Annotated in this window: 21 protein-coding genes and 2 rRNA genes; 1 reads left to right on the forward strand and 22 read right to left on the reverse strand. The window is 56.7% G+C overall.

The features are described from left to right. Positions 1 to 25: 25 nt before the first annotated feature. From adk to rpoE, 18 genes are all read right to left on the reverse strand, one after another. Positions 26 to 679 (reverse strand): adenylate kinase, encoded by a 654-nt coding sequence (adk, locus tag ACQUQP_RS18330; RefSeq protein WP_432696477.1) that lies wholly within the window; start codon positions 677 to 679, stop codon positions 26 to 28. 212 nt (positions 680 to 891) lie between these two features. Continuing rightward, positions 892 to 3,501: a phosphoenolpyruvate carboxylase gene (ppc, locus tag ACQUQP_RS18335; protein ID WP_432696478.1), complete on the reverse strand. Its 2,610-nt coding sequence runs from the start codon at positions 3,499 to 3,501 to the stop codon at positions 892 to 894. Positions 3,502 to 3,578: 77 nt separating this feature from the next. Beyond that, positions 3,579 to 3,965: a hypothetical protein gene (locus ACQUQP_RS18340; RefSeq protein WP_432696479.1), complete on the reverse strand. Its 387-nt coding sequence runs from the start codon at positions 3,963 to 3,965 to the stop codon at positions 3,579 to 3,581. Positions 3,966 to 3,967: 2 nt separating this feature from the next. Further along, complete coding sequence (gene mazG / locus ACQUQP_RS18345) at positions 3,968 to 4,741, reverse strand: nucleoside triphosphate pyrophosphohydrolase (RefSeq protein WP_432698720.1); 774 nt, start codon at positions 4,739 to 4,741, stop codon at positions 3,968 to 3,970. Between the two features lie 29 nt (positions 4,742 to 4,770). Beyond that, a complete protein-coding gene (gene relA, locus ACQUQP_RS18350) occupies positions 4,771 to 7,044 on the reverse strand; it encodes a GTP diphosphokinase (protein ID WP_432696480.1) in 2,274 nt (757 codons plus the stop codon). A gap of 187 nt (positions 7,045 to 7,231) precedes the next feature. After that, positions 7,232 to 8,128: a cysteine synthase CysM gene (cysM, locus tag ACQUQP_RS18355; RefSeq protein ID WP_432696481.1), complete on the reverse strand. Its 897-nt coding sequence runs from the start codon at positions 8,126 to 8,128 to the stop codon at positions 7,232 to 7,234. A gap of 104 nt (positions 8,129 to 8,232) precedes the next feature. Beyond that, positions 8,233 to 8,607 (reverse strand): holo-ACP synthase, encoded by a 375-nt coding sequence (gene acpS / locus ACQUQP_RS18360; RefSeq protein ID WP_432696482.1) that lies wholly within the window; start codon positions 8,605 to 8,607, stop codon positions 8,233 to 8,235. Next, positions 8,604 to 9,374, reverse strand: a complete 771-nt coding sequence (gene pdxJ, locus ACQUQP_RS18365) for a pyridoxine 5'-phosphate synthase (protein ID WP_432696483.1) — start codon at positions 9,372 to 9,374, stop codon at positions 8,604 to 8,606. Before pdxJ ends, acpS begins: the two co-directional genes overlap by 4 nt. A gap of 3 nt (positions 9,375 to 9,377) precedes the next feature. Next, positions 9,378 to 10,058, reverse strand: a complete 681-nt coding sequence (recO, locus tag ACQUQP_RS18370) for a DNA repair protein RecO (protein WP_432696484.1) — start codon at positions 10,056 to 10,058, stop codon at positions 9,378 to 9,380. After that, positions 10,058 to 10,987: a GTPase Era gene (gene era, locus ACQUQP_RS18375; protein ID WP_432696485.1), complete on the reverse strand. Its 930-nt coding sequence runs from the start codon at positions 10,985 to 10,987 to the stop codon at positions 10,058 to 10,060. The genes recO and era overlap by 1 nt, the downstream gene beginning before the upstream one ends. Next, positions 10,984 to 11,673 (reverse strand): ribonuclease III, encoded by a 690-nt coding sequence (gene rnc, locus ACQUQP_RS18380; RefSeq protein WP_432696486.1) that lies wholly within the window; start codon positions 11,671 to 11,673, stop codon positions 10,984 to 10,986. Before rnc ends, era begins: the two co-directional genes overlap by 4 nt. Continuing rightward, positions 11,670 to 12,047, reverse strand: coding sequence for a DUF4845 domain-containing protein (locus ACQUQP_RS18385; RefSeq protein WP_432696487.1), 378 nt, complete (start codon positions 12,045 to 12,047; stop codon positions 11,670 to 11,672). Before ACQUQP_RS18385 ends, rnc begins: the two co-directional genes overlap by 4 nt. 11 nt (positions 12,048 to 12,058) lie before the next feature. Then, on the reverse strand, positions 12,059 to 12,871 hold the full coding sequence (gene lepB / locus ACQUQP_RS18390) for a signal peptidase I (protein ID WP_432696488.1): 813 nt from the start codon (positions 12,869 to 12,871) through the stop codon (positions 12,059 to 12,061). Between the two features lie 8 nt (positions 12,872 to 12,879). Continuing rightward, a complete protein-coding gene (gene lepA, locus ACQUQP_RS18395; RefSeq protein ID WP_432696489.1) occupies positions 12,880 to 14,679 on the reverse strand; it encodes a translation elongation factor 4 in 1,800 nt (599 codons plus the stop codon). 140 nt (positions 14,680 to 14,819) lie between these two features. Next, entirely contained in the window at positions 14,820 to 16,235 is a 1,416-nt protein-coding gene (locus ACQUQP_RS18400) for a DegQ family serine endoprotease (protein ID WP_432696490.1), read from the reverse strand. Between the two features lie 35 nt (positions 16,236 to 16,270). Continuing rightward, positions 16,271 to 16,708 (reverse strand): SoxR reducing system RseC family protein, encoded by a 438-nt coding sequence (locus ACQUQP_RS18405; RefSeq protein WP_432696491.1) that lies wholly within the window; start codon positions 16,706 to 16,708, stop codon positions 16,271 to 16,273. Positions 16,709 to 16,712: 4 nt separating this feature from the next. After that, the gene (locus ACQUQP_RS18410) at positions 16,713 to 17,573 is read right to left on the reverse strand and encodes a MucB/RseB C-terminal domain-containing protein (protein ID WP_432696492.1); all 861 of its coding nucleotides are present in this window, start codon (positions 17,571 to 17,573) and stop codon (positions 16,713 to 16,715) included. 63 nt (positions 17,574 to 17,636) lie between these two features. Then, on the reverse strand, positions 17,637 to 18,224 hold the full coding sequence (gene rpoE, locus ACQUQP_RS18415; protein ID WP_432696493.1) for an RNA polymerase sigma factor RpoE: 588 nt from the start codon (positions 18,222 to 18,224) through the stop codon (positions 17,637 to 17,639). Between the two features lie 243 nt (positions 18,225 to 18,467). Here rpoE and nadB point away from each other — a divergent pair, with 243 nt between their 5' ends. Further along, positions 18,468 to 20,072 carry an L-aspartate oxidase gene (gene nadB / locus ACQUQP_RS18420; protein ID WP_432696494.1) on the forward strand — a complete coding sequence of 535 codons (1,605 nt, stop codon included), beginning with the start codon at positions 18,468 to 18,470 and terminating at the stop codon, positions 20,070 to 20,072. Here the strand turns inward: nadB and ACQUQP_RS18425 are convergent. The 4 genes from ACQUQP_RS18425 to ACQUQP_RS18440 all read right to left on the reverse strand — a co-directional run bounded on the left by ACQUQP_RS18425 (position 20,045) and on the right by ACQUQP_RS18440 (position 24,283). Next, positions 20,045 to 20,440 (reverse strand): hypothetical protein, encoded by a 396-nt coding sequence (locus ACQUQP_RS18425; RefSeq protein WP_432696495.1) that lies wholly within the window; start codon positions 20,438 to 20,440, stop codon positions 20,045 to 20,047. The two genes, nadB and ACQUQP_RS18425, sit on opposite strands and share 28 nt — an antisense overlap. A gap of 46 nt (positions 20,441 to 20,486) precedes the next feature. Continuing rightward, positions 20,487 to 20,741, reverse strand: coding sequence for a succinate dehydrogenase assembly factor 2 (locus ACQUQP_RS18430; RefSeq protein ID WP_432698721.1), 255 nt, complete (start codon positions 20,739 to 20,741; stop codon positions 20,487 to 20,489). A 395-nt stretch (positions 20,742 to 21,136) separates the two neighbouring features. After that, a 5S ribosomal RNA gene (rrf, locus tag ACQUQP_RS18435) occupies positions 21,137 to 21,252 on the reverse strand. 144 nt (positions 21,253 to 21,396) lie between these two features. After that, a 23S ribosomal RNA gene (locus ACQUQP_RS18440) occupies positions 21,397 to 24,283 on the reverse strand. Positions 24,284 to 24,388: the final 105 nt, after the last annotated feature.

Consider the following 24,388-nt stretch of genomic DNA (forward strand, 5'->3'; position numbering starts at 1 on the left):
GCCTTTCGATTCGCGTGAAGACGGCTTACGCCAGGCCTTCAAACACCTTGTCACGGATATCTTCAACGCTGCCAACGCCCGGCACGTAAACGTACTTCGGCGCGGTGGCGGCATCTTCTTCGCTCCAGCCACGGTAGTAGCTGATCAGCGGCTCGGTCTGCTCATGGTAGACCTTCAGGCGCTGACGCACGGTATCTTCCGCATCATCTGCGCGCTGCACCAGCTCTTCGCCGGTTTCGTCGTCCTTGCCCTCTACTTTCGGCGGGTTATAGACAACATGGTAGGTACGGCCAGAGCCCGGGTGTACGCGGCGACCGCTCATGCGCTTGATGATCTCTTCATCCGCCACATCGATCTCTACCACCGCATCGATGGATACACCGGCATCCTTCATGGCGTCAGCCTGGGGGATGGTGCGCGGGAATCCGTCGAACAGGAAGCCGTTGGCGCAATCCGCTTCGGCAATGCGCTCCTTGACCAGGCCGATGATGATGTCGTCAGAAACAAGACCGCCTTCATCCATAACTTTTTTGGCCTGCAGACCCAAAGGGGTACCGGCTTTGACGGCAGCGCGCAGCATATCACCGGTTGAAATCTGCGGGATGCCGAATTTCTCGGTAATGTACTGGGCCTGAGTCCCCTTTCCGGCACCCGGGGCGCCAAGAAGAATAATACGCATGGAAGACAATCTCCTGATTATTTTACGGTAAACCTTTCGCCTGCCCGCCAGGTCACCCTGGCCAGCAGACTTGAAAACCTTTTTTATTGCTCGACCTTAGCTCGTTGCAAACTCTCGCTACAATTCGACATTAGAACTACCAAACGAACCCAGGGTGCAAACTGAGGCCGAGCAGAGTACGTCATCTGACCGGCTCTGTTCAACCAGGCATGTCACCCAGTGTTACGCATACCGGCGGAGATACCCGCCATGGTCACCATCAGAGCCTGTTCAAGTCGTTGATCCGGCTGATTTCTATCTCGGTACAGCAGTTCCGCCTGGAGAAAATGGAGCGGATCGATATAGGGATTGCGAACGTCAATCGACTGGCTGATGACCGGGTTGTGTTCAAGCAGCTCGCTCACTTCCTTGATCTGTTTAACCTGATCTACCGCTGTTTGCAGGCGCGATCTCAGATTCGATCCCAGCGTGGTCAATTCCGGCGATACCAGCCGGTGCTCATAATACCCGGCGATATGGATATCGCTCTTCGCCAGTACCATCTCAAGCATATCGACGTAGGAGCGGAAAAACGGCCAGTTACGATACATATGCTGCAACGCCGGCAGCTCGCCCTGCTTGATCGCACTGCTCAGCGCCTGATCCGAGCCCAGCCAGGCCGGCAACATCAACCGGATCTGGGTCCAGGCAAAGATCCAGGGAATGGCACGCAGGGACTCGACACCGCCATCCGCACGACGCTTGGCCGGCCGGGAGCCCAACGGCAGCTTGGCCAGCTCCTGCTCAGGTGTCGCGGCACGGAAATAGGGCACGAACTGTGGATCCTCGCGCACGATGGCACGGTATGACTCAAGACCCGAGGCGGCGAGGCGATCCATTTCATCGCGCCAGTCGTCATTGGGCGCCGGCGCCGGCGCCAGCGTTGCCTGCAGTACCGCCCCGGTATAAAGCTCCATATTGCGGGTTGCAAGCTCCGGAACCCCGAACTTGAAGCGGATCATCTCGCCCTGCTCGGTCACCCTCAGGCTGCCGGCCACGGAGCCAGGCGGCTGCGCCAGTATCGCCGTGTGACTGGGGCCGCCCCCCCGGCCGACAGTACCCCCGCGGCCATGAAACAGCGTCAGTTTGATACCGTACTGGGCGCACAACCGGGTCAGTGCCTCCTGAGCCCGGAACTGCCCCCAGGCAGCGGCCAGCTGACCCGCGTCCTTGGAGGAATCGGAATAGCCGATCATCACCTCCTGGTTACCGCCGGCGTAGCTGCGATACCAATCCACCTCGAACAGCGACTGCATACAGTTGCTGGCGTTATCCAGGTCATCCAGCGTCTCGAAGAGCGGCACTACGCGGATGTTGTGGCCGATACCCAGCTCCTGCAGCAACAGGATAACCGCCAGCACATCGGAGGGCTGGCTGGCCATGGAAATCACATAGGAGCCCAACGCCGTCGGGTCCGCATCAGCGACAACCTTGCAGGTATCGAGCACCTCCTGAACATTGGCGCTCGGCTGCCAGCGATGCGGCAATAAGGGGCGGCGCGATAGGAGCTCGCGCAGAAGAAACGCCTGCTTGTCCGACTCGCTCCACTGGCTGTAACGACCGAGGCCATAGAAGCCGGTCAGTTCATCAAATACCTCCGCGTGGCGGTCCGCGTTCTGGCGGATATCGAGTCGCACCATGTTAAGCCCGAAACAGGCGACACGACGGATAAGATCCTCCAGCTTTCCGCCGGCGATGCTCGACATGCCGCACTCGATCAGGGAGCGGTGGCAGAGTTTGAGCGGCAGCAACAGCTGTTCTATTTTCTCGATCGGCAGAGGACCTTCGGGCTGGTGCCCATCCATCTGCGCCTCTATCCCCTCCCGGGAGATCAGCAGATCGTGTTTCAGATCGCCCAACAGCGTGCGGTAAGGCTCAGCCACATCACCTGTCAGCGCCCGCAATTCCGCACTGGCGCGGAACATGGAGAGTTCCGAACGCAACTCATCCACCGCCCCGGCGTAGAGATCCAGCGCCTCCCAGCGAGCCAGCAGCAGCACCTCTTTGGTTACCTCGGCCGTGACGTTCGGGTTACCGTCACGGTCGCCCCCCATCCAGGAGGAAAAGCGTATCGGGCAGCAGTCCAGCGGCAAGCTCTGGCCGAGCGAGCTTTCGACCTCCGCATTCAACTGACGCAGGAAACGCGGTACCGCATCCCAAAGCGAGTTTTCCAGCACCGCCAACCCCCAGCGCGCTTCATCCACCGGGGTCGGTCGCTGTTTGCGAATTTCATCGGTATGCCAGATCTGGCTGACCAGCTCGTCGACGCGGCTCTGGCAGGCTTCGCCCCTGTCGAGCTTTTTCAGGCAGTCGGTAATGCCATCATATTTCTGAATCAGGGTGCGGCGGTTAACTTCGGTGGGGTGAGCGGTGAGAACCAGGTCGATATTGAGATCGGCAAGCGTATCGATCAGCTGCTTGCTGCTCAAGCCCTCGGATTTCAGGTTTGACAGCAGAACACGCAGAGTATCCGGCATCTCCTGGGCTGCGGCATTGTCGAGACGGCGACGCACACGGTGGTGCTCTTCGGCAATATTGGCCAGGTTCAGAAACTGGGTAAAGGCCCGGGCCACGGGAAGCACTTCATCCTCGTGCAGTTTGCCCAGCTCTTCCAGCAGCTGCTGATGTTCGGGTTCATCCTCTGAACGCCCTGCTTTGGCGAGCTTGCGGATCTGCTCCACCCGGGCCAGGAATTCGGGGCCTTTATCACTGGAGATCGTGCGCCCCAGGCTTTCCCCAAGCATACGGACATCATCACGCAGGTCTTCGTGCAGATCGCTCATCTATCGGCTCCCTCTGGAAGATGGTCTGCCTTCATCCTACCCCATTGGAGTACGCTGCCAACCCCCTTAACGGAGTTTCATCGATGAGTCACAACTGACTGAAAGCGTTTTAGGGCCGTCTCTGCCTGGGCCTGGTCACCAAACTGCACTCTGCGCTGACGCTGCTGGCTGAAGCTGAGCTCGATACGGTAGTGATAGCGGGAGCGGTCTTCATGTTCGTCGAAGCCTATTTCGGCCCGATCCAGCTCACTGAATGCGAACCGTTCGACACGGTCGGGATGTACCAGCGCCATCTCCTTGCGACCGACATCGATGACCAGCTCAGGACTACCGCCGATCCGTTCGCTGATCTCGAAACCCGACTGTTGCAGAGCGGTTTTCTGCCCCTGGGCACGCTGATAGTTCCAGAACCCCAAAGCGGCGAGAATGATGATCCCGACGATAACGAGCTGAAAGCCTGACATGTTCAAAGCCCCCGCGTTTTGGCTTCGTCCCACCAGGCATCCAGCTGCGCCAGGCTGAACCGGGTCCAGTCACCACCGCGGGATTCAACCTGCTGTTCAATGTAACGGAAGCGGCGCTCAAACTTGGCATTGGTACCGCGCACCGCCTGCTCGGGATCCACCCCGAGGTGGCGCGCCAGGTTGACCTGCACAAACAGCAGATCGCCCATCTCGTCGGCGATCTCCGCCTGCCGGCCCGCCTTGATTGCTTCGCGCAGTTCGGCGACCTCCTCTTCGATCTTATCCAGCACCGGCAGCGCTTCGCCCCAGTCGAACCCCACCTTGGAGGCCCGTTTCTGCAGCTTGGCGGCACGACTGAGTCCAGGCAGCCCCAGCGGGATCTCGTCAAGCAATCCAGTGCGCAGCTTGGCGTTACGCTCCTGCTGCTTTATTTCTTCCCAGCGTTGGCCAACCTGCTCGGTATCTATCCCCTGTTCGCGGGCCTCTCCCCGCAGCGTGCCGTCGGTAAACACATGGGGATGGCGGCGAATCAGTTTTTCCACCAGTTGATCGACAATGGCGTGAAAATCAAAGCGCCGATCCTCGGAGCCGAGCTGGGCATAGAAGATCACCTGGAACAGCAGGTCGCCGAGCTCATCTTTCAGGTGAGGCCAGTCCTGCCGCTCGATGGTATCGGCCACCTCGTAGGCCTCTTCCAGGGTATGCGGCACGATGGACGCAAAATCCTGTTCCAGGTCCCAGGGGCAGCCGCTTTCCGGGTCACGCAGGCGTTGCATCAGGTAGATCAGATCGTCCAGGGAATAGCTCACGCCCGAGCCCCCCGGCGCTCACGATGTACATCCATGACGTTCTGAATCTGGTTGATCTTGTCCATGACGCGCCCGAGCATATCAAGGCGCGTGATCTCGATCGTCAGTGAAAGACGCGCCAGGTTGCTCTTCGGATCGGTGGCTGTGTTGGCGGCCAGCACGTTAATCCGTTCATTGGCCAGCACCATCATCACGTCGCGCAGCAGGCCGGAGCGGTCGAAGGCCTCGATCGACACATCGACCGGATAGGTCGTTGCACGCTCCTCTCCCCAATCAACGCCGATCACCCGATCCGGCTCCTGATCTTTCAGTGCCAGCAGGTTCGAACAGTCTTCGCGGTGAATGGAGACGCCGCGCCCCTGGGTGATGTAGCCCATGATCGGATCGCCCGGCACCGGCTTGCAGCAGGAGGCCACTGTGGTCAGCAGGTTGCCGACGCCATGGATGCTGACGCCGCTGCCGCCAGAACGCGGTTCACTGGCAGCAGTGTTGCTCGGCAACGCCAGATCCAGCTGCTGGTCGTCTTTTTCCTCGGTTTCCACCTGAGCCTGGGCGGCATTGATAATCTGCGACAGACGCAGGTCACCGGCGCCCAGAGCGGCATACATATCCTCGGCATGCTTGAAGTGCAGCGCCTTGGTGACTTCGTGCATGTCGATCAGGTGGCTGTCGATCGCCAGTCGCCGCATCTCACGCTGAACCATCTCCCGCCCGGCTTCGGCGTTCTGATCTTTCGCCTGCAGCTTGAACCAGTGCGCCACCTTGGCCCTGGCGCGGGAGGTCGTCACATAGCCCAGGTTGGCGTTGAGCCAGTCACGGCGCGGGCGCTCCTCTCCGGTCAGCACCTCAACCTGATCGCCGGTTTTCAGCGGCCGGTTCAGCGGCGCAATACGACCATTGATACGCGCACCCCGGCAACGGTGGCCGATCTCGGTGTGCACCCGGTAGGCAAAATCCACCGGTGTTGCCCCGGTGGGCAGATCGACCACATGCCCGTCCGGCGTAAACACATAGACCCGGTCCTGCACCGCATCACCGCGGAGCATATCGCCGAAGGTCTCACTGTCGCCGAGCTCGTCATGCCACTCGAGCACCTGACGCAGCCAGGAGATCTTCTCCTCGTAGCCGTCACGACGCGCCTTGGTATCCGTGCCCTTGTACAGGTGGTGGGCGCAGACACCGAGCTCGGCCTCTTCGTGCATGCTGAAGGTACGGATCTGAACCTCAAGCACCTTGCCTTCCGGACCGAAAACAGCTGTATGCAGAGAGCGGTAGCCGTTGGGTTTGGGCGATGCGATATAGTCGTCGAACTCGTGAGCGATGTTGCGCCACAGCCCGTGCACTATACCCAGCACGGTGTAGCAGTCGCGGATTTCCGGCACCAGAATACGCACGGCGCGCACATCGTAGACCTGGCTGAATTCGATGTTCTTGCGCTGCATTTTGCGCCAGATGCTGTAGATATGCTTGGCACGCCCCATTACGTCGCCTTCGATGTTGGCGTCGTGCAGGCGTTCACGCAGCATATCGACGACTTCATTGATATACAGCTGCCGATCAAGGCGCTTCTCATCAAGGAGACGGGCGATGTGCTTGTAGTCGTTGGGCTTGAGGTAGCGGAACGAGAGGTCTTCCAGTTCCCATTTGATGTGACCGATACCCAGGCGATGGGCCAGGGGCGCATAGATGTCGAACACCTCGCGCGCCACCAGGTAGCGCTTCTTGCGGGAACCATCCTTGACGCTACGGATGGCACAGGTACGCTCGGCGATCTTGATCAGCGCAACGCGGACATCATCGATCATCGCCACCAGCATCTTGCGCAGGTTATCCACCTGGGCGACGCCGGTGCCGAATACATTCTCTATGCTGCGGGGGTTCTTCAGCGATCCGATGGCGGCCATCTGCAGCACGCCATTGATCAGGTCGGCGACCTCTCCACCGAACTGCTCGCGCACGGCATTGAGGCTCAACTTAGCTTCACGCACCGAGCGATACAGAATCGCAGCGACCAGTGTCACCTGATCCTGATTCAGTTCCGCCAGAATCTGCGCCATTTCCAACCCGGTGAGGAAGCTGCCAGCTGTCGTTTCATCCCAGCTGTCTTCTTCACGGGGTACATCTTCATGGGACCGGTAAGCCAGTTCCGCTGCCCGGAGTACCTGTTCCGGATCCGTTAGCGGAACCTGCTCTTGCAACCTTTCAAGCCACAGATCCAGATCCACACTGCCATCATCCCTTACAGGGTGGTCTTCTCGAACTTTTACCATGGAGTCATACCGCTCCTGTCACTCGCTTCTGCTGTTACCCGTTTCGGTATCGGAAACCGTGTAACCCAAGTTCAGCACCGACCAAGCCGGCGGCGCTATTCTAAAGGTTCAGGCGTTGCGACGCGAGCAGCGCCCCCATCAGGGCGCAGGTCGCTCCGGATTCGAGACGGGACTGCAGGGGCCGGGTCTAGGGGTTATAGACACCGGTAGACAGATAACGATCCCCTCGATCACAGATGATACATACAATGGTAGCGCCTTCGACCTGCTCTGCCAGCCGCAGGGCACCGGCGACCGCGCCACCAGAACTGACACCACAGAAGATCCCTTCACGCCGCGCCAGCTCACGCATGCACTCCTCGGCTTCGGTCTGGGTAATGTCGATAACGCGGTCCACACGCGAGGCTTCGTAAATACTCGGCAGGTAGGCCTCGGGCCAACGCCGGATACCGGGTATCTGGGAGCCCTCCTGCGGCTGCAGACCGACTATCTCGATATTCGGATTCTGCTCTTTAAGAAAACGCGAGGTGCCCATGATTGTGCCAGTGGTTCCCATGGAACTGACAAAGTGCGTGATCGTACCCTGAGTCTGTTCCCAAAGCTCAGGACCTGTGGTCAGGTAATGGGCCTGGGGGTTATCCGGGTTGGAAAACTGATCCAGCACACGTCCCTCTCCCGCGGCCTGCATCTCCAGCGCCAGGTCCCGCGCACGCTCCATGCCCTCGGCCTGAGTGACCTCGATCAGCTCGGCACCGTAGGCGGTCATGGCGGCCTTGCGCTCGTCGCTCATGTTATCCGGCATGATCAGCTTCATTTTGTAGCCCTTGATCGCAGCCGCCATCGCCAGCGCTATACCGGTGTTTCCGGAGGTTGCCTCGATCAGCGTATCGCCCGGTTTTATCTCTCCCCGGGATTCTGCCAGCGAAATCATGCTCAGTGCCGGGCGGTCTTTCACCGATCCTGCCGGGTTGTTACCTTCCAGCTTACAGAGAATAATATTGTCATTCGCCGCCTGGATTCGCTGCAGACGAACCAGTGGCGTATGGCCGACGCAGTCGGCAATGGTGGGATAATGCACAGACATCTTATGATCCGGGAAGAGGTTTAAATTCCAAAAAGAAATAAGAGATAAAAATCTTATTCCTCTTTATTTTGGATAATATCAAGCGATCGGGCGGGTCGACAACTTCAGCCTTCAGCGACAACCATTGCCACTACATAGTGTCGTTCGTCACTGTAGGAAAGATGCCAATGCTGAATACCCAGATCTCTCGCGATCTCTGCTGCGGTACCGCTAAGCCTCAGCAAGGGTCTTCCCGCCTCAGTTTTCTCAATGCAAAGGTGGTGCCAGCTAACGCCCCGACCGATTCCGGTCCCCAGGGCCTTTACCGCTGCTTCCTTGGCGGCGAACCGCTTGGCGAGGAAACGGGCCGGGTCTGAGGCGACCTGAAACAGGTCAAGCTCAGCGGCTGTCAGTATGCGCCGGGCCAGGGTCGCCCGGCGCGCCAGGGCCGCCTCTATGCGTTCTATTTCACAGAGATCGGTGCCCAGCCCGATGATCATCGGCGTACCGCATCGCGACGTGCCTGAACCCGTTGCTGAGCCAGCATCATCAAATCACGCATTTCGACAACAGCCTGCTTGAGCCCGACGAACAGGGCATGTGCAATCAGGCCGTGGCCAATATTGAGCTCGTGCAGCTCGGGAATCTCCGCCACCTGCTCAACGTTGTGATAGTGCAGGCCATGACCGGCATTGACGACCAAGCCAAGATCCCGCGCCCGTCGGGCCGCCTGTTTGAGGCGTTCAAGTTCGGCCTTTTGTGCAGCACCCTCGGCATCCGCATAGGCGCCGGTATGCAGTTCAATCACCGGTGCCTGACAGCGGGCAGCGGCTTCGATCTGGGCACTGTCCGGGTCGATGAACAGGGAGACTTCGCAGCCGGCCTTCTGCAAGCGCTGACAGGCAGCCGCGACCGATTCAAACTGGCCGAGGACATCCAGACCACCTTCGGTAGTCAGCTCTTCCCGCTTCTCCGGCACCAGGCACACGTGGGCCGGGCGGATCTCCTCAGCGAACGCCAGCATCTCTTCGGTAACCGCCATCTCCAGGTTCATCCGGGTGTTCAGAACCTGTGCCAACAGGCGCACGTCACGCTCCTGAATATGGCGCCGGTCCTCACGCAGATGCACTGTGATCCCGTCGGCACCCGCTTCTTCCGCCAGCAGGGCTGCATGAACCGGGTCTGGATAACGTGTGCCCCGCGCCTGACGAAGGGTCGCAATATGATCGATGTTGACGCCCAGAAGCAGGCGATTGGGATCTACCACGGTTTACTCCTTAATTTTCGAAAACAGTAGCCGGCTGTGCAGTGGACGCTCTCCCAATAGCTCGGCAAGCACCTCGCGCATCAACCGCTTCGCACTGCGACGGACCTGCATATCGCTGTAGTTGTCTTCAGCCATCGCCAGCAGGTGACTACCGGGATATCCCGTCGCGGACAGGCTCGGAATCAGTCCCTGCTGTGATTGATAAGTATAGGAAAGCAACGGATCTTTCCGGGCCAGATCAAGAGAGAACCCCAGCTCTTCCAGCAACTGGCGCTCAAAGGTTCGCAGAGCGCCCTCGATATCGGTCCCGGACTGCAGCTCATTCAATACATAGCGATAGTAAAGGAACAGCCGCGGACAGGGCTCGCCCGGTTGAAGAAGCCGCTGCAGCAGCTCATTGACATACAGACCACAGAGCAGCGCCCTGCCGGTCAGAGGCGGCGAAATCTCAACAGTCTCCACCGGCCCCAGGGTCTTGAGTTCGTGCCTGCCCTGCCAGCCCAGCTGCAGTGACTGAAAGGGCTGCAGCGCAGACCTGAGTCTGGCACGGGGACGACGCGCCCCTTTCGCCACGGCTGAAATAACACCCTGCTCCAGCGTCAGGAAGTCAACCAGCAGGCTGGTTTCACGGTAAGGCCGGCTGTGCAGTACATACCCGGCCGACGCATCGACCCTCGGGCTCATTATTCATGCCTGTAGCCGAGGCTATGCAGTGCGCGCTCGCTATCGGCCCAGCCACGCTTTACTTTCACCCAGAGATTCAGCATCACCTTGGTATCGAACATCCGTTCCATATCCAGGCGGGCATCCCGGCCGATCACCTTGATAACCGCGCCCTTGTCGCCGATGACGATTTTTTTCTGTCCTTCACGTTCAACCAGAATCAGCGCACTGATGGTCAGCAGGCCTTCCTCGAACTTGAATTCCTCGATCTCCACGGCTGTGCCATAGGGCACCTCTTCACCGAGGTTGCGCATCAGCTTTTCACGCACCAGCTCAGCGGCCACGAAGCGGGAGCTGCGATCGGTAATCTGGTCTTCCGGGTACATGTGCATGCCCGCCGGCATATGGCTCTCAACCGCCTTTTCCAGTTGGTCCACGTTATGCCCCTTCTCCGCCGAAATCGGAATGATTTCAGCAAAGGAGAGCTTTTCCGACAGCTGCTCCAGCTGAGGCAACAGGGCGGCCTTGTCCTTGAGCAGGTCGACCTTGTTGACGGCCAGAATGATCGGGCAGCGAACATTGCGCAGCTTCTCCAGAACCTGCTCGTCCTCTTCCGTCCAGGCGGTGCGGTCCACCAGAAACACAACCAGGTCAACGTGGCGCAGCGCTTCACTGGCGGCCCGGTTCATATAGCGGTTCAGCGCCTTGCCGCGATCATCGATATGCAGTCCGGGAGTATCAACGTAGACAACCTGCATCGGTCCCTCGGTTTTGATGCCGAGAATCTGGTGACGGGTCGTCTGCGGTTTTTTCGATGTGATACTGAGCTTCTGGCCCAGTATGCGGTTCATCAGCGTGGACTTGCCCACATTGGGCCTGCCCACAATGGTGACGTAGCCGCAGCGGGTATCAATACCGTCCTGCATGCTATCTTCCTGCTGCTCGCTCATGCCTTGCCTCCACCGATATCCAGTGCCTGCAGCGCGGCGCGCGCCGCTTCCTGCTCGGCCTGTCGGCGGCTGTTACCTACACCCTCAGTGGGCTCCGGCAGCAGACCGACCTCGCAACGTATATGGAAAGTCTGGGCATGCGCCTCACCCTCAACCGACAGGAGTTCATACTTGGGCAGACTTTCCCGGCGTGACTGCAGAAACTCCTGCAGTCGGGTCTTGGAGTCTTTAAGTGACTCGTTGAGGTCCAGCGCATCCAGACGCGCCTGATACCATTTCAGTATAAACGGCCGCACACGATCCATATCCGTGTCCAGATAGATCGCGCCGATAATCGCTTCAACTGAATCGGCCAGGATCGAGTCACGACGAAAACCGCCGCTCTTTAATTCACCGGACCCCAGGCGCAGGTAATCACCGATACCAAGCTCACGGGCGATTTCGGACAGGGTTTCGCCCTTCACCAGGCGCGCCCTGAGGCGGCTCATCTGCCCTTCGCGGGCTGCCGGAAACTTGGCGTAGAGGGCTTCGGCAATCACGAAGTTCAGGATGGAGTCCCCGAGGAACTCCAGCCGCTCGTTGTTCTTTTTGCCGCAGCTACGATGGGTCAACGCCAGCTCAAACAGGCTGGCGTCAGAAAACTGGTGGCCCAGACGTCGGGCCAGTTCGTTAATAGGCTTTATCAAGGTTTTCTAGCTTCAAAATGCTCTTCAAATTTAACAACCGCATCTACGTTATAGAACATCGGCACACGGCGCTCATATTTCAGATCGAAATAGATCACACCCTCTTCCAGCTTGATCTTCAGATCTTCGCGTTCGGGTAGACGCACCTGGTTAATACCGAAACGGCGATCGATATCACGGCGAATCTCATGCAGGGGCTTTTTAAGTTCGTTTTGTTCGAGCGATATATCCTCGACAATCGATTTGATCGCCTGGTGTTGCCAGTAGGGGGTATACAGCTTGAACCCGACGGCAAAAAACACACCTGCGACCATAATGACGATCAATATCGACAGTATAGACGCCCCTTGTTCCCTGGCTTTGCAAACGCTCATCCCGCTCTCCTTCACTCGATTGAACGAATCGCACTCAAATCGGGAATGCTGAACAGCTTCTCCCAGTGCATCCAGACCGCCACGGCCCGCCCTACCAACAGTTTTTCCGGTACAAATCCCCAGTAACGACTGTCATTGCTGTTATCCCGGTTATCACCCATAACGAAATAGGAATCCTCTGGAACGGTCCACTGCGCGTTCAGCGTCGGGCGCTCCACATCCCGGTATATTTCGTGTTGAACGTCGCCCAGGGTTTCGTCAACCAGCAGTCGTTCAGGGCGTCCCGGGGGCAACTGGGCCACCAGAGACTGAGGCTGAGCCTCGCCGTTAACATATATCACTTTATTGCTATAGGTAATAACATCACCCGGCAAACCGACCACGCGCTTGATGTAATTGATACTGGGATTCTTCGGGTATTTGAATACCACCACATCACCGCGTTCGGGTTCATTGATCGACAGGAACTTGGTATTCAGTACCGGTGCTCTCAAGCCGTAGTGATACTTGTTGACCAGTATGTAGTCGCCGACCTGCAGTGTCGGCAGCATGGAACCGGACGGTATTTTGAACGGCTCATACAGGAACGAGCGCAGCAACAAGACAATCAGCAGCACCGGAAACATCGACCGGGACAGGTCAGCCCATCCACTGGGCTGCATCACCAGCTTGCTTGCCTTTTCCGGCAGTTCACAGCCCGCCTGGCGTTCGGCCTCTGCCAGTTTCGCTTTACGCTTGGGGAGGAAGACCAGAGCATCCAGCAGGTAGAGCAGACCGGTGACCGCAGTGGCCACCACCAGAATCAAGGCAAAATCGAAATTCATCCCAGGCCTCAGCTATCCACTTTAAGTACAGCCAGGAAGGCATCCTGCGGGATCTCGACCCGGCCTACCTGCTTCATCCGCTTTTTACCCTCTTTCTGCTTGGCAAGCAGCTTTTTCTTACGGCTGACGTCACCGCCGTAGCACTTGGCCAATACGTTCTTGCGCAACGCCTTGACCGTCGTACGGGCGATAATCTTGCCGCCTATGGCCGCCTGGATCGCCACATCGAACATCTGGCGGGGGATCAGCTCTTTCATCTTTTCACATAGAATACGGCCACGGTAGGCGGCATTATCCTTGTGCAGAATCACGGCCAGGGCATCGACCTTCTCACCGTTGATGAGAATATCCATCCGCACCAGCCTCGCCGCCTCAAAACGCTGGAAGTTATACTCCAGCGACGCATAACCGCGACTGACCGACTTGAGCCGATCAAAGAAGTCGAGTACCACTTCCGCCATCGGCAGCTCATAGGTCAGCTGCACCTGCGAACCGACAAACTGCATGTTCTTCTGCACGCCGCGTTTGTCGACACAGAGGCCGATCACCTGGCCCAGATAGTCCTGGGGCACGAGGATATTGGCCTGAACGATCGGCTCACGCATTTCCCGGAGCGCCCCGGGATCGGGCAGTTTCGACGGGCTGTCGATATAGACCACCTCACCGCTTTGCAGCTCGACCTCGTAGACAACGGTCGGCGCGGTGGTGATCAGGTCGAGGTTATATTCGCGCTCCAGACGCTCCTGGATAATCTCCATGTGGAGCATACCGAGGAAGCCGCAGCGGAAACCGAAGCCCAGGGCATCGGAGGACTCGGGTTCAAAGAACAAGGACGCGTCGTTGAGCGTCAGCTTGTCGAGAGCCTCGCGAAAATCCTCATAATCATCGGCACTGGTGGGGAAAACACCGGCGTAAACCTGCGGCTGCACCTTCTGGAAGCCGGGCAGACGCTCGGTTTCAGGGTATTTGGCGTGGATCAGGGTGTCACCCACAGGCGCACCGTGAATATCCTTGATCCCGGCCACCACAAAGCCGACTTCGCCAGCACGCAGAACGCCTGTCTCTTTGCGCTTGGGCGTGAAGATACCCACCATCTCGGCCTGGTAATTCTGGCCGGTTGATTTCACCAGAATCTTGTCTTTCCTGTTCAGGGTACCCTGGGTGACACGTACCAGAGAGACAACCCCCAGGTAGTTATCGAACCATGAGTCGATAATCAGAGCCTGAAGCGGCGCGTCCACATCGCCTTCCGGTGCCGGAATGGTCTTGATCAGCGCTTCGAGTACATCCTTGACCCCCTCCCCTGTTTTCGCCGAGCAGGGAATCGCATCGGTCGCATCGATACCGATCACTTCCTCGATCTCATGCTTTACCCGCTCCGGCTCCGCCTGTGGCAAGTCCATCTTGTTCAGTACCGGCAGCACTTCAAGCCCCTGCTCGATGGCGGTATAGCAGTTAGCGACAGACTGCGCTTCCACCCCCTGGGCCGCATCAACGATCAGCAGCGCACCTTCGCAGGCGTAGAGTGAGCGTGAAACCTCGTAAGAGAAATCCACGTGCCCCGGCGTATCGATAAAGTTCAGCTGGTAGGTTTTCCCATCATCGGCAACATAATCCAGGGTGACACTCTGCGCCTTGATGGTGATGCCGCGCTCACGCTCAAGATCCATGGAATCCAGGACCTGCTGAGCCATTTCCCGGTCAGACAGCCCACCACAGGTCTGGATCAAGCGATCCGCCAGCGTGGATTTGCCATGGTCAATATGGGCGATGATCGAGAAGTTACGAATATGGTCCAGCTTGCTCACAATAGGGCTACTCGGTTCCAACTGAGGAGATACAAACAAATTTCAGAAGCGCAGCAGTGTACCGTATTTCCATGGCTACAGCATCTTTAGTCCCTGGCCCTGACTATGAAAAAAGGGGCATTACGCCCCTTGATATCACTCTATTCCGCTAATTTCAGTGGAATGAACAATGGACTGCCACGGCGCACAATCCGCATCGGCACTGAGCGGTCCGTGGGCAAGGCATCAACAACCTCGGCGAACTGCTCAACCGTCTGAATCTGCTTACCATTGAGCATGGTAATCACATCGCCTGATACGACCCCCGCGCTGGCACCTGCGCCTTCCGATACTTCGGTCACTATGACGCCCGAACGAAGATTCCATTTATCGCGATAGCTCTCGTTAAGCGGCTCTACCTTCAACCCGAGACGGCTCAGGGTCGCCGGCTCCGGTTCAGGCTGCATATTCAGACTCGGCTTCTCTTCGGGAAGCAGACCGACAACAACGTCCAGGCTGACTTTTTCACCATCGCGGACCAGGTTCATCTCAACCTCGGTGCCCGGTTTTACCCGCCCCACCATATGCGGCAGATCAGAAGAGAGAGCAATTGCACGGCCGTTGAACGAGGTAATTACATCCCCCTCCATCAGGCCGGCCGTCTGTGCCGGACTCTCCGGCAACACTTTGGCCACCAGCGCTCCCGCCGGCTTATCCAGACCAAATGATTCGGCAAGGTCCCGGTTCACCTCCTGGATAATCACGCCCAACCAGCCGCGGCTGACATGTCCCTGCGCTTTCAACTGGTCGGCGACGTCCATCGCCACGTCGATGGGTATGGCAAACGAAAGTCCCATAAAACCACCGGAGCGGGTATAGATCTGCGAATTGATGCCCACCACTTCGCCATCGAGATTGAACAGAGGGCCACCTGAGTTACCCGGATTGATCGCCACATCGGTCTGAATGAACGGTACGTAGGTTTCATTGGCCAGGGAGCGCTCCTTGGCGCTGACGATACCTGCCGTCACCGTGTGATCGAATCCGAAGGGCGAGCCGATAGCTAGCACCCACTCACCCACCTTCAGATCCCGTGCCTTGCCGATCCTAACCACCGGCAGATTTTCCGCATCGATCTTCAGCAGTGCAACGTCGGAGCGTACATCCGCACCAACAATTTCAGCCTCCAGCTCACGCCGGTCATTCAAGCGCACCAGAACGGTTTTGGCTCCCTTAACCACATGATTGTTGGTCAGTATGTAGCCGTCCTCCGAGATGATAAAACCAGACCCCAGGGACTCGGGCGCTCTGCGAGGGTGGGAATCAAGTTCGGGCATGTTGCGGAAGAAGTGCCGGAACATCTCCGGTATATCCTCAAGGTTAGGGGCCCCAAAGCTGTTCGCCTGAGACGGCTCCTCGGCCTGAACCGTACTGATATTCACCACCGCTGGCGAAGACTCTTCAACCAGTTCGGTAAAATCAGGCAGCGAAGCCGCCAACGCTGAAGGCGCTGCAACAAAAGCTAACCAGGCCATCAGGAGATAGCCGAGCGATTTGACCCTCATCACCGTGTACATAGAACCTCTCTCAATCTGGAGCCAGGATGGAACGACTAACCGGCTAGACGCAGGAGAACCGGCTGATAACATCCTCCTGCCGTATTGCGTGACGTTACCCAGCGCGCCGCCGCAAAGCCGAGCAGCAGCCCGGCCACACCGGCCAGAATCTGGAAGTTTTCGCTGCCACCCAGAGTACGTACGGCAACAGCCGCGAGAATAAGCGTTAGCAAAGGCAGGAAGTAAACCATCACCGAGGCCTTGATCAGGCTGCCTTCTTCCAGCCCGACCACCACTGACTGGCCTACCTTGGGGAAAATACTGTTCGGGTTAAGCACAGAAAGCTCAACCGATTTACCGGACATCCAGTCAGAAAGAGCTCCCTGCCCGCAGCTATTCTTCGAGCTGCAGGCGGCACAGGCGCTCTGCCGGCTGGCCTCTATCCAGATCTCCTCACCTTCGATACGCGAGACCTGAACAACTTCCTCTATCATGGGTTTACCTGATCATTTTCACATTCGATGCGATGCGATCGGCAATCATTAACGGAATATCGCCCACGACAGTAACAAAGTGAGAACCCTGGTTACGCCCGACGGCGATCAGTCCTTCAGATTGCGCGACGCCCTCTGATGAGCGCTGGTATCTCTTCGGCTCAACGGTAACCGAAAAAGCAGACTCGCCATTAGAGTACATCATAACCTCACCGTGCGGCATAAGGTCATGGCGAACGACCTTGAAGCCATCCGGCAACCAGGAACTTGTCCATTGCGGCTGCCTTGTCGTCAGCAGCTGCTCATGCTGATCGATATAGCGGTTAAGCCCCTGGGACAGGCGGATGACCTCCGGTTCAGTCGTGTTCTGCTCCACCACTCTTCCCGTCTCGCCAAACTGGGTCCGGATCAGGTCATTTGAAATGGGGGCTCTGCTTGCAAAAGTCTGTGCAGAGCCGGACATCGGCTGGCTGTTCTGTGCCACGCTCGCTGAAGCGGGTTCATCGCCTGCACCTATACCGAAGTTATTTGCACCGAGAATCACGACTGCCGTCACGGAAGCGGCAACGGCCATACTCGCGACAGAGCGTCCAATTGAGCTCAACGACACCTTGCTCAGTAAGGAGCGAGGCTCGTCCTTGGCCGCATACGCGGGCTCAGATTCCAGAGCCAGGGAGATCCGGGAGCTGATATCATCGCGGGATGCTATCGGTTCATTCTTAAGTACAGATCGAGTGAGTTGATAACGCCGCCAGGTCTGACCGACCTCTTCCGACTCACCTGCCCGCTCAAGCAGGCGCCGGACCTCGAAGTCGCCGGCCTGATCATCCATAAGAGCTGAGAGCCCTTCTTTCCACTCACTCATGGCTTGTTCCTCAAAATGCATACGCTTTTGGGTTTATCACTCATTTTAGTTATTGCCTCTTGCTCAGGGTTCGAGCAGTGGCTGTATTTCCCGATCAATCGCTTCTCGGGCTCTGAAGATTCGCGAGCGCACTGTGCCGATCGGGCACCCCATAATGCTGGCGATATCTTCGTAACTCATGCCTTCGAACTCACGCAGCGTCAACGCCACCCGCAAGTCTTCCGGTAACTGGTTCAACGCCTGCTTCACCACACTTTCCATCTCATCACGGTAAAGGCGGTTTTCCGGCGTTTCTATCTCTTTCAGTTCGCTGTCGCCCTCAAAAAAATGAGCATCGGCGACGTCGACATCCGTATCAGGCGGACGCCGGCTGCGAGCCACTAAATAGTTTTTCGCCGTATTGATGGCGATCCGGTACAACCAGGTATAGAAAGCACTCTCACCGCGAAAATTGGGTAGCGCCCGGTAAGCCTTGATAAATGCTTCCTGCGCCACATCAAGCGCTTCACTGTGGTCGTAGACGTACCGACCCACGAGCCCGATAATCTTGTGTTGATACTGTTTTACAAGAAGATCGAACGCCCGTTTGTCACCTGCCTGTACACGCTTTACTAGTTTCTGGTCAGCAGAGGCCTGACTCTCGTTAGACACTAAGATTCCTTTACATCCGACTTCGACATGTCCCATTTACAGCTGGGGGTTATTCAAAGAGTATGTCGTTCAGAACTAACGCATTGCAACAAGAACCCTGTACCGACCCTATCCATCAGATAAGAGTGACATAGCGTTTTTAAGTTCCGGCCCTTAGCGTTTTTTTTAACATCACCCTGCCTACACCCCGCTTCTGAGTGCATAATACGCCTTTGGTCGAATAACTAAGGATCAGACCGTCTGATGAGTACGCGAGAGTACGACGTTCTAATCATAGGTAGCGGTGCTGCCGGGCTGACACTGGCATTGAACCTGCCAAAAACCACCCGCATCTGCGTGTTAAGCAAGAGTGAACTGGAAAATGGCTCCACCTGGTTTGCCCAGGGGGGCGTTGCCGCCGTACTTGACGAGGACGACAGCGTCGACGCGCACATCAGCGACACACTGATCGCAGGAGTTGAGCTGAGTCGACCAGACTCGGTCAACCACACCATATCAGGCAGCAAGAATGGCATAGACTGGCTGGTCGAGCAGGGCGTTCCCTTCACCCAGGAAAAAGAGAATTACCACCTGACCAAGGAAGGCGGTCACTCTCACCGGCGTATCATCCACGCCGACGACGCCACAGGTCGCGCGATCGAAGAAACTCTGCTTGAGCGAACCAGCCAGTGCGATAATATCGACCTTCGCGAGCATCATATCGCGGTCGACCTGATCACCCGCCGCAAACTCCATCTTGCCGACAACGCCTGTGTTGGCGCTTATGTGCTCAATGCAGGCACCGGACATGTTGAAGTATTCAAGGCGCGCAATGTCGTACTGGCGACCGGGGGCGCATCCAAGGCTTACCTGTATACCAGCAACCCGGATGGCGCGACCGGTGACGGCATCGCCATGGCCTGGCGCGCAGGCTGTCGGGTAGCCAACCTCGAATTCAACCAGTTTCACCCCACCTGCCTTTACCATCCCAAGGCAAAGTCGTTCCTGATATCAGAAGCGGTGCGCGGCGAAGGCGGCATACTCAAGCTGCCTGACGGAACCCGTTTCATGCCGGATTTCGACACTCGCGCAGAACTGGCGCCACGCGATATCGTCGCACGTACTATTGACCATGAAATGAAACGTCTTGGCTGTGAGTGCGTATACCTTGATATCTCACACCGTCCGGCCGATTTCATAAAAAGTCACTTCCCGACCATTTACGAGCGCTGCCTCAGCTACGGCATCGATATCACGCGTGAGCCGATCCCTGTTGTTCCCGCCGCCCACTACACCTGTGGTGGAGTGATGACCAACCTGGCGGGTCAGACCGATCTGAAAGGCCTCTACGCCATAGGCGAGACCGCATTCACCGGTTTGCACGGCGCCAACCGTCTCGCATCCAACTCACTGCTGGAGTGTATTGTCTACGGTCGTTCTGCCGCCGAAGCGATCAGCGCCTCTCTGGCAAGCCGCCAGCCTCTGCCTGATGTACCGGCCTGGGATGAGAGCCAGGTCACAGACTCGGATGAAGACGTAATCATCGCCCATAACTGGGAAGAGTTGCGCCGCTTCATGTGGGACTACGTGGGTATTGTCAGAACAAACAAGCGACTGCAACGGGCGCAGCACCGCATCGATCTGCTGCAGCAGGAGATCAGCGAGTACTACACCAACTACAAGGTCAGCCGCGATCTGATCGAGCTGCGCAACCTCACAACCGTGGCCGAGCTGATCGTAAAAAGTGCGATGCTGAGAAAGGAAAGCCGGGGTCTGCATTACACGCTCGACTACCCGGAGCTGGCTCCCGAGCGCAAGGATACGATCCTCGCGCCAATCAATTACCCCTGGCCCGACGCTTCCCGCTGAGGGAAGCCGCTCCACTCAACGAGTATCTTTAAGCGACGCCAGTCCGGCTCATCCAGCTGGTCTCGCGTGACGACCAGCCAGACAGGTAAAACACGCCGTTCCGTAATTGCGCTGATTGAGATCAAGCCCGGAACGGCAGCAAGGCTAAGCGTTTTTTCCACATCCAGCTGGCTACCGTCCGCCATCACAAACACCAGACGTTTTTTGTCGGGATACCAGCTCAAACCCTTTACCAGCGCTGCTTCGCCGCTCTTACGCCAGGGATAAAGCAGCGTATAAAGCGAGATGGCAAGCCCGGCTACACACACCAGATAGGTGAAGGCCGGTAAACCTGCGCCAAGCAGGGCCAGGCCTGCCAGCAGATGCACCAGGATGAGTAGCGCCGGGAGTCTTCGCGAACCCCGAAACTCAAGCTCAAGCGGGCTGAACGCGCTTGAGAATGATGCTGACAATTCGGGCAAGATCCGGATCCTCTGGCGTTTCACGCTGCATAAACCAGACGAAAAGATCCTGATCCTCACAGTCGAGCAGCTTCACGAAGCGATCCTGGTCTTCAGCAGGCAGGTCACGAAAGGCCGTTTCAACAAAAGGTACAAACAGGACATCCAACTCCAGCATCCCGCGCCTGCTTTGCCACGCCAAACGCCGGATATCTTCTTCTGTATACATTTCAACCCTCTTGAGAACAGCTTTAATTGCCCGCGTATTTAACCGCTTTTTAATCGAAACTGCCATATCGGGCGTCAATGAAGAGCAGGGTGGGCTTTCGGGGGCTTCGAATGGTGTTATGGGTGTTGGCCAGCGATTCGTATGGGTATGTCGATTAACTAGAGATGGCTACTGGTTAGCGTTGGTAAAGTTTGGGCACTTTGCCTGGAGGGAGATGACCTACAGTGATCAGAAGCGTTGCTTCTGACCCTGCGGGCGTCGGCGTAGCCGACGTCCAAAGCCCGTTCCTTCGGAACAGGGCTTAGTCACATGGGCCTGTGTAGTAAAAGGCGGCAGCGCCGCCTAATACGAAAAAACCCCAGTACCAAGGGTACTGGGGTTTTTTCGTATTAGGTGCCTGGCAATGACCTACTCTCACATGGGGAAGCCCCACACTACCATCGGCGATGACGCGTTTCACGACTGAGTTCGGCATGGGATCAGGTGGTTCCACGTCTCTATTGTCACCAGGCAAAACTGGAACAAACTGAGATCTAAAAGCTTTTTAGTAGAAGACCCGCTGTCGCTTATCTCCTATCTGATGTCTTGTCGTTCGCTACAAGCTACAACCGCGATACGATCTATATATTCAATGTTCAAACGCCTTTGGCGTTATATGGTCAAGCCTCACGAGCAATTAGTACTGGTTAGCTCAACGCCTCACAGCGCTTACACACCCAGCCTATCAACGTCCTGGTCTTGAACGGCTCTTTAGGGACCTCAAGGGTCCAGTGAGATCTCATCTTGAAGGAGGCTTCCCGCTTAGATGCTTTCAGCGGTTATCCCGTCCGAACGTAGCTACCGGGCAATGCCATTGGCATGACAACCCGAACACCAGAGGTTCGTTCACTCCGGTCCTCTCGTACTAGGAGCAACTCTTCTCAAATCTCAAACGCCCACGGCAGATAGGGACCGAACTGTCTCACGACGTTCTAAACCCAGCTCGCGTACCACTTTAAATGGCGAACAGCCATACCCTTGGGACCGGCTTCAGCCCCAGGATGTGATGAGCCGACATCGAGGTGCCAAACACCGCCGTCGATGTGAACTCTTGGGCGGTATCAGCCTGTTATCCCCGGAGTACCTTTTATCCGTTGAGCGATGGCCCTTCCATACAGAACCACCGGATCACTAGAACCTACTTTCGTACCTGCTCGACGTGTCTGTCTCGCAGTCAAGCACCCTTATACTCTTACGCTCAATGCATGATTTCCGACCATGCTGAGGGTACCTTCGTGCTCCTCCGTTACACTTTGGGAGGAGACCGCCCCAGTCAAACTACCCACCACACAATGTCCCTGATCCGGATTACGGACCTAGGTTAGAACCTCAACAGTACCAGGCTGGTATTTCAAGGTCGGCTCCACTCTAACTGGCGTCAGAGTTTCAAAGCCTCCCAGCTATCCTACACAAGTAATGTCAAAGTCCACTGTGAAGCTATAGTAAAGGTTCACGGGGTCTTTCCGTCTAGCCGCGGGGACGCTGCATCTTCACAGCGAGTTCAATTTCACTGAGTCTCGGGTGGAGACAGTGTGGCCATCGTTACGCCATTCGTGCAGGTCGGAACTTACCCGACAAGGAATTTCGCTACCTTAGGACCGTTATAGTTACGGCCGCCGTTTACCGGGGCTTCGATCAAGAGCTTCGCTTGCGCTAACCCCATCAATTAACCTTCCGGCACCGGGCAGGCGTCACACCCTATACGTCCACTTTCGTGTTTGCAGAGTGCTATGTTTTTAATAAACAGTCGCAGCCACCTGGTATCTTCGACCGGTGTCAGCTTAGAGAGTAAATCTCATCACCAACGCCGGCGTGCCTTCTCCCGAAGTTACGGCACCATTTTGCCTAGTTCCTTCACCCGAGTTCTCTCAAGCGCCTTGGTATTCTCAACCTGACCACCTGTGTCGGTTTCGGGTACGGTCACACATAACCTGAAGCTTAGAGGATTTTCCTGGAAGCTTGGCATCAACCACTTCACTCCACATGGGAGCTCGTCATCAGGTCTCGATCTTAAGGAACCGGATTTGCCTAGTTCCTCAATCTACACCCTTAAACACGGACAACCAACGCCGTGCTGGCCTAGCCTTCTCCGTCCCCCCGTCGCAGTTATGCGCGGTACAGGAATATTAACCTGTTTCCCATCGACTACGCTTTTCAGCCTCGCCTTAGGGGCCGACTCACCCTACCCCGATTAACGTTGGATAGGAACCCTTGGTCTTCCGGCGAGGGGGTTTTTCACCCCCTTTATCGTTACTTATGTCAACATTCGCACTTCTGATACCTCCACGGTGCCTTACAGCTTCCGCTTCAACGGCTTACAGAACGCTCCTCTACCATGCGTAAAAACGCATCCGCAGCTTCGGTGTCTAGTTTGAGCCCCGTTATATCTTCCGCGCAGGCCGACTCGACTAGTGAGCTATTACGCTTTCTTTAAAGGGTGGCTGCTTCTAAGCCAACCTCCTAGCTGTCTAAGCCTTCCCACATCGTTTCCCACTTAACTAGAACTTTGGGACCTTAGCTGGCGGTCTGGGTTGTTTCCCTTTTCACGACGGACGTTAGCACCCGCCGTGTGTCTCCCATGATTGCACTCTTGGGTATTCGGAGTTTGCATCGGGTTGGTAAGTCGGGATGACCCCCTAGCCGAAACAGTGCTCTACCCCCCAAGGTGAGACATGAGGCGCTACCTAAATAGCTTTCGAGGAGAACCAGCTATCTCCGGGCTTGATTAGCCTTTCACTCCGATCCACAGGTCATCCGCTAACTTTTCAACGGTAGTCGGTTCGGTCCTCCAGTTGATGTTACTCAACCTTCAACCTGCCCATGGATAGATCGCCCGGTTTCGGGTCTACTCCCAGCAACTAAACGCCCTATTAAGACTCGGTTTCCCTACGGCTCCCCTAGACGGTTAACCTTGCTACTGAAAGTAAGTCGTTGACCCATTATACAAAAGGTACGCAGTCACCGTCCGAAAACGGCTCCCACTGCTTGTACGTACACGGTTTCAGGGTCTATTTCACTCCCCTCACAGGGGTTCTTTTCGCCTTTCCCTCACGGTACTGGTTCACTATCGGTCAGTCAGGAGTATTTAGCCTTGGAGGATGGTCCCCCCATATTCAGTCAAGATAACACGTGTCCCGACCTACTCGATTTCACTGTAAACGTACTTTCGCATACGGGGCTTTCACCCACTATGGCCACACTTTCCAGAGTGTTCTGCTAACACGTAAACAGCTTAAGGGCTGTTCCCCGTTCGCTCGCCGCTACTGAGGGAATCTCAATTGATTTCTTTTCCTCCGGGTACTTAGATGTTTCAGTTCCCCGGGTTCGCCTCTCTAAGCCTATGTATTCAGCTAAGAGATACCCGCAAGCGGGTGGGTTTCCCCATTCGGACATGTCCGGATCAAAGTCTGTTTGCCGACTCCCCGAACCTTTTCGCAGGCTACAACGTCCTTCATCGCCTCTGACTGCCAAGGCATCCACCGTGCACGCTTATTCACTTGACCATATAACCCGAAGGCGTCTGATCACTTGAATATATATGTAACGATCGATTTCGCCGGTTGGCGCTTGTATCAAACAATACAAGACAATCTTTTAGATCCAATTTG

Origin of the sequence: Marinobacterium sp. YM272 (assembly GCF_050908845.1) — a bacterium.
GTDB lineage: Bacteria > Pseudomonadota > Gammaproteobacteria > Pseudomonadales > Balneatricaceae > Marinobacterium_D.

Excerpts from the sequence above, each read along its gene's own strand:
- adk (WP_432696477.1), bottom strand. The coding sequence starts at position 679 with ATGCGTATTATTCTTCTTGGCGCCCCGGGTGCCGGAAAGGGGACTCAG.
- ppc (WP_432696478.1), bottom strand. The coding sequence starts at position 3,501 with ATGAGCGATCTGCACGAAGACCTGCGTGATGATGTCCGTATGCTTGGG.
- ACQUQP_RS18340 (WP_432696479.1), bottom strand. The coding sequence starts at position 3,965 with ATGTCAGGCTTTCAGCTCGTTATCGTCGGGATCATCATTCTCGCCGCT.
- mazG (WP_432698720.1), bottom strand. The coding sequence starts at position 4,741 with ATGCAACGCCTGCGTGACCCGGAAAGCGGCTGCCCCTGGGACCTGGAA.
- relA (WP_432696480.1), bottom strand. The coding sequence starts at position 7,044 with ATGGTAAAAGTTCGAGAAGACCACCCTGTAAGGGATGATGGCAGTGTG.
- cysM (WP_432696481.1), bottom strand. The coding sequence starts at position 8,128 with ATGTCTGTGCATTATCCCACCATTGCCGACTGCGTCGGCCATACGCCA.
- acpS (WP_432696482.1), bottom strand. The coding sequence starts at position 8,607 with ATGATCATCGGGCTGGGCACCGATCTCTGTGAAATAGAACGCATAGAG.
- recO (WP_432696484.1), bottom strand. The coding sequence starts at position 10,058 with ATGAGCCCGAGGGTCGATGCGTCGGCCGGGTATGTACTGCACAGCCGG.
- era (WP_432696485.1), bottom strand. The coding sequence starts at position 10,987 with ATGAGCGAGCAGCAGGAAGATAGCATGCAGGACGGTATTGATACCCGC.
- ACQUQP_RS18385 (WP_432696487.1), bottom strand. The coding sequence starts at position 12,047 with ATGAGCGTTTGCAAAGCCAGGGAACAAGGGGCGTCTATACTGTCGATA.
- lepB (WP_432696488.1), bottom strand. The coding sequence starts at position 12,871 with ATGAATTTCGATTTTGCCTTGATTCTGGTGGTGGCCACTGCGGTCACC.
- ACQUQP_RS18400 (WP_432696490.1), bottom strand. The coding sequence starts at position 16,235 with ATGTACACGGTGATGAGGGTCAAATCGCTCGGCTATCTCCTGATGGCC.
- ACQUQP_RS18405 (WP_432696491.1), bottom strand. The coding sequence starts at position 16,708 with ATGATAGAGGAAGTTGTTCAGGTCTCGCGTATCGAAGGTGAGGAGATC.
- ACQUQP_RS18410 (WP_432696492.1), bottom strand. The coding sequence starts at position 17,573 with ATGAGTGAGTGGAAAGAAGGGCTCTCAGCTCTTATGGATGATCAGGCC.
- nadB (WP_432696494.1), top strand. The coding sequence starts at position 18,468 with ATGAGTACGCGAGAGTACGACGTTCTAATCATAGGTAGCGGTGCTGCC.
- ACQUQP_RS18430 (WP_432698721.1), bottom strand. The coding sequence starts at position 20,741 with ATGTATACAGAAGAAGATATCCGGCGTTTGGCGTGGCAAAGCAGGCGC.